Source organism: Chryseobacterium sp. Mn2064 (assembly GCF_049319685.1).
In the GTDB taxonomy this organism is placed as follows: domain Bacteria; phylum Bacteroidota; class Bacteroidia; order Flavobacteriales; family Weeksellaceae; genus Chryseobacterium.
Genome location: NZ_JBMOUE010000012.1, coordinates 1 through 5416 on the forward strand (window position 1 = coordinate 1; position 5416 = coordinate 5416).

Genomic DNA, 5416 nt, shown 5'->3' on the forward strand with positions numbered 1-5416 from the left:
GCATCAGGCCTTAAGCTTATTGCTTTTTAAGCGATAAAAACTTTCACAAAGACAAAACCTTCGCTGCGCATAAAGTACTTGTCATTTCATTATATTATAATTTTAGATATAGCAACCAAAGGCTATAAATCTACGGGTAATTAGTACTACTTGGCTATGACATTACTGTCTTTACACCTATAGCCTATCAACGTCGTCATCTACAACGACCCTTAAAAGATGTCTCATCTTGAGGCGAGTTTCGCACTTATATGCTTTCAGTGCTTATCTCTTCCAAACGTAGCTACTCAGCGGTGCACCTGGCGGTACAACTGATACACCAGAGGTTTGTTCAATTCGGTCCTCTCGTACTAGAATCAAGCCCTCTCAAACATCTAACGCCCGCAATAGATAGAGACCGAACTGTCTCACGACGTTCTGAACCCAGCTCGCGTGCCACTTTAATGGGCGAACAGCCCAACCCTTGGGACCTTCTCCAGCCCCAGGATGTGACGAGCCGACATCGAGGTGCCGAACCTCCCCGTCGATGTGAGCTCTTGGGGGAGACTAGCCTGTTATCCCCGGAGTACCTTTTATCCTATGAGCGATGGCCCTTCCATACGGAACCACCGGATCACTATGTCCTGCTTTCGCACCTGATCGACTTGTAGGTCTCACAGTCAAGCACCCTTATGCCATTACACTCTACGCACGGTTACCAAGCGTGCTGAGGGTACCTTTGAAAGCCTCCGTTACTCTTTTGGAGGCGACCACCCCAGTCAAACTACCCACCACGCAATGTCCTTCTAAAAGAAGTTAGGCTCCAAGTAAGTAAAGGGTGGTATTTCAACGTTGGCTCCACAAACACTAGCGTGCCTGCTTCAAAGCCTCCCACCTATCCTACACATTACTTACTCAAAGTCAATACGAAGTTATAGTAAAGGTTCACAGGGTCTTTTCGTCCCATTGCGGGTAATCGGCATCTTCACCGATACTACAATTTCACCGAGCTCGTGGCTGAGACAGTGCCCAGATCGTTACACCATTCGTGCAGGTCGGAACTTACCCGACAAGGAATTTCGCTACCTTAGGACCGTTATAGTTACGGCCGCCGTTTACTGGGGCTTCAGTTAATGCCTTCGGTTTAACCCTAAGCACCTTCCTTAACCTTCCAGCACCGGGCAGGTGTCAGACCCTATACAGCATCTTTCGATTTAGCAGAGTCCTGTGTTTTTGATAAACAGTCGCCTGGGCCTCTTCACTGCGGCCAGCATTGCTGCTGGCGTCTCTTCTTCCGAAGTTACGAGACTATTTTGCCTAGTTCCTTAGCCACGACTCACTCGAGCACCTTAGGATTCTCTCCTCGACCACCTGTGTCGGTTTTGGTACGGGTTGCTTCACTTCGGCTTTTCTTGGATCAGATTACACTACAGCAGCTTCGCCCGAAGGCTAGGCCTTGACTATTCCGTCAGTCTCCAGCAGCTACATCCAACCGTCCCCTTTATTCGTGAGCAAGTATGGGAATATTAACCCATTGTCCATCCACTACCCCTTTCGGGTTCGCGTTAGGTCCCGACTAACCCTCAGCTGATTAGCATGGCTGAGGAAGCCTTGGTCTTTCGGTGAGCAGGTTTCTCGCCTGCTTTATCGTTACTTATGCCTACATTTTCTTTTCTATCCGCTCCACAATACCTCACAGTACTGCTTCGGCGCAAATAGAATGCTCTCCTACCAGATGTATCTAAAATACAAATCCATAGCTTCGGTAATATGTTTATGCCCGATTATTATCCATGCCGGACCGCTCGACTAGTGAGCTGTTACGCACTCTTTAAATGAATGGCTGCTTCCAAGCCAACATCCTAGCTGTCAATGCAGTCCAACCGCGTTGCTTCAACTTAACATATATTTTGGGACCTTAGCTGTTGGTCTGGGTTCTTTCCCTCTCGGACATGGACCTTAGCACCCATGCCCTCACTGCCGTAGAACATTTATTAGCATTCGGAGTTTGTCAGGAATTGGTAGGCGATGAAACCCCCGCATCCAATCAGTAGCTCTACCTCTAATAAACTTATATACGACGCTGCACCTAAATGCATTTCGGAGAGTACGAGCTATCTCCCAGTTTGATTGGCCTTTCACCCCTACCCACAGGTCATCCGAAGACTTTTCAACGTCAACCGGTTCGGTCCTCCACTCTGTGTTACCAGAGCTTCAACCTGCCCATGGGTAGATCACAAGGTTTCGCGTCTAATCCTACTAACTATGCGCCCTATTCAGACTCGCTTTCGCTCCGGCTCCGGTACTTAATACCTTAACCTCGCTAGTAAAATTAACTCGTAGGCTCATTATGCAAAAGGCACGCCGTCACAGCATTACGCTGCTCCGACCGCTTGTAGGCGTACGGTTTCAGGTTCTATTTCACCCTTCTATTCGAAGTGCTTTTCACCTTTCCTTCACAGTACTTGTTCACTATCGGTCTTTCAGGAGTATTTAGCCTTGGAGGATGGTCCCCCCATATTCAGACAGGATTTCACGTGTCCCGCCCTACTCATTTATCATCTATATATACCTTTCGAATACTGGGCTATCACCATCTTCGGCCGTTCTTTCCAGAACGTTCTTCTAAATATATAAAGACTTTTGGGCTAATCCGCTTTCGCTCGCCACTACTTACGGAATCTCTTCGATTTCTTTTCCTCCGGGTACTTAGATGTTTCAGTTCTCCGGGTTTGCTCCTCTTACGAGGTAATACATCTTCAATGTATTGGGTTGCCCCATTCGGACATCTGCGGATCAATTCGTGTGTGCCAATCCCCGCAGCTTTTCGCAGCTTACCACGTCCTTCTTCGCCTCTGAAAGCCTAGGCATCCGCCATACGCCCTTAACGATTTCTTTCCTATTGGTTACTCAAGCGCTTTATGCGCTCGGTTTTCTCTTTGTGATGTCTTTACCGTTAATGTCAATGATCTTAATTTCTTCTTTTCAGTCTGATGAACAATTGTTGTTTTTGGCTCCAATCGTAACTTTTAAATCAAACTTCCAAAACTGTGGAGAATAAGGGAGTCGAACCCTTGACCTCCTGCGTGCAAGGCAGGCGCTCTAGCCAGCTGAGCTAATTCCCCCTCTAGGTGCTGTAGGCTATACGCTATAAGCTTTAGGCTAAATGCCTACTGCTTAAAGCTTACCAGCTTACCGCTTTAATTAGTAGTCTCGGGCAGGCTCGAACTGCCGACCTCTACATTATCAGTGTAGCGCTCTAACCAGCTGAGCTACGAGACTTTGTTTTAGATGTTAGATTTTAGATATCAGATGTTAGACTAAATCTAACTCCTAATTCCTAACTTCTTTTCTAAATCTCTTTCCCTATACTAATTTCTAGTGGGTTTTGTATTTTTTTATATAATCAACCAAACAAAAAACTAAAGCTAGGCTTTAAGTAAGTATAATGTACTTGCGTACTAATTTTGTTTAACGTCTAAAGACGCTCTAAAATGAGATGTTCCAGCCGCACCTTCCGGTACGGCTACCTTGTTACGACTTAGCCCTAGTTACCTGTTTTACCCTAGGCAGCTCCTGTTACGGTCACCGACTTCAGGTACCCCAGACTTCCATGGCTTGACGGGCGGTGTGTACAAGGCCCGGGAACGTATTCACCGCGCCATGGCTGATGCGCGATTACTAGCGATTCCAGCTTCATAGAGTCGAGTTGCAGACTCCAATCCGAACTGAGACCGGCTTTCGAGATTTGCATCACATCGCTGTGTAGCTGCCCTCTGTACCGGCCATTGTATTACGTGTGTGGCCCAAGGCGTAAGGGCCGTGATGATTTGACGTCATCCCCACCTTCCTCTCTACTTGCGTAGGCAGTCTCACTAGAGTCCCCAACTTAATGATGGCAACTAGTGACAGGGGTTGCGCTCGTTGCAGGACTTAACCTAACACCTCACGGCACGAGCTGACGACAACCATGCAGCACCTTGAAAAATGTCCGAAGAAAAGTCTATTTCTAAACCTGTCATTTCCCATTTAAGCCTTGGTAAGGTTCCTCGCGTATCATCGAATTAAACCACATAATCCACCGCTTGTGCGGGCCCCCGTCAATTCCTTTGAGTTTCATTCTTGCGAACGTACTCCCCAGGTGGCTAACTTATCACTTTCGCTTAGTCTCTGAATCCGAAAACCCAAAAACGAGTTAGCATCGTTTACGGCGTGGACTACCAGGGTATCTAATCCTGTTCGCTCCCCACGCTTTCGTCCATCAGCGTCAGTTAAAACATAGTGACCTGCCTTCGCAATTGGTGTTCTAAGTAATATCTATGCATTTCACCGCTACACTACTTATTCCAGCCACTTCTACTTTACTCAAGACCTGCAGTATCAATGGCAGTTTCACAGTTAAGCTGTGAGATTTCACCACTGACTTACAGATCCGCCTACGGACCCTTTAAACCCAATAAATCCGGATAACGCTTGCACCCTCCGTATTACCGCGGCTGCTGGCACGGAGTTAGCCGGTGCTTATTCGTATAGTACCTTCAGCTTTCCACACGTGGAAAGGTTTATCCCTATACAAAAGAAGTTTACAACCCATAGGGCCGTCGTCCTTCACGCGGGATGGCTGGATCAGGCTCTCACCCATTGTCCAATATTCCTCACTGCTGCCTCCCGTAGGAGTCTGGTCCGTGTCTCAGTACCAGTGTGGGGGATCACCCTCTCAGGCCCCCTAAAGATCGCAGACTTGGTGAGCCGTTACCTCACCAACTATCTAATCTTGCGCGTGCCCATCTCTATCCACCGGAGTTTTCAATACCAAATGATGCCATTCAGTATATTATGGGGTATTAATCTTCCTTTCGAAAGGCTATCCCCCAGATAAAGGCAGGTTGCACACGTGTTCCGCACCCGTACGCCGCTCTCAAGATCCCGAAGAATCTCTACCGCTCGGCTTGCATGTGTTAGGCCTCCCGCTAGCGTTCATCCTGAGCCAGGATCAAACTCTCCATTGTATGTTTGTCTGACTCACTCAAAGTTTTTTAACGCTTTAGTTTTTCCTTACTTGGTTGTTATATTGTATGTCAATGATCTTTATATCTTTCGCTTTTCAACGAAGCAATCTTTCTGTCAGTGTCGCTCCGTATTTGCGAGTGCAAAAGTAAAACTTTATTTCGTAATGACCAAATGTTTTTGAAGAAAATTTTAAAGTTTTTTTGTTAACCTTAATCCCTCTCTAACCCTTAATCTCTAACTCCTGCGCTCCCTGTAATTGGGACTGCAAAGATACAAACTCTTTTTTGTCTCGCAACTTTTTTATTAAAAAGTTTTGAAGTTTTTTTCGTCGCTATCTTTTTGAAGTTATCTTGTTCTATGCTTATCTAAAAGCTCTCCTGCGCTACCGAATCTCTTTCGTTTTTCAGTGCGGCAAAGATAACAACTT

2 tRNA genes and 2 rRNA genes are annotated in these 5416 nt (G+C 46.5%); all 4 read right to left on the reverse strand.

The window, feature by feature from the left end:
- Nucleotides 1–120: 120 nt before the first annotated feature.
- Nucleotides 121–2877: ribosomal RNA gene (locus tag ACL9RH_RS23835) — 23S ribosomal RNA — on the reverse strand.
- 153 nt (nt 2878–3030) lie between these two features.
- Nucleotides 3031–3104: transfer RNA gene (locus ACL9RH_RS23840), tRNA-Ala, on the reverse strand.
- 83 nt (nt 3105–3187) lie between these two features.
- A tRNA-Ile gene (locus ACL9RH_RS23845) sits at nt 3188–3261 on the reverse strand.
- Between the two features lie 210 nt (nt 3262–3471).
- Nucleotides 3472–4988, reverse strand: a 16S ribosomal RNA gene (locus tag ACL9RH_RS23850).
- Together the 16S and 23S rRNA genes with 2 tRNA genes alongside form the textbook arrangement of a ribosomal RNA operon.
- Nucleotides 4989–5416 lie beyond the last annotated feature (428 nt).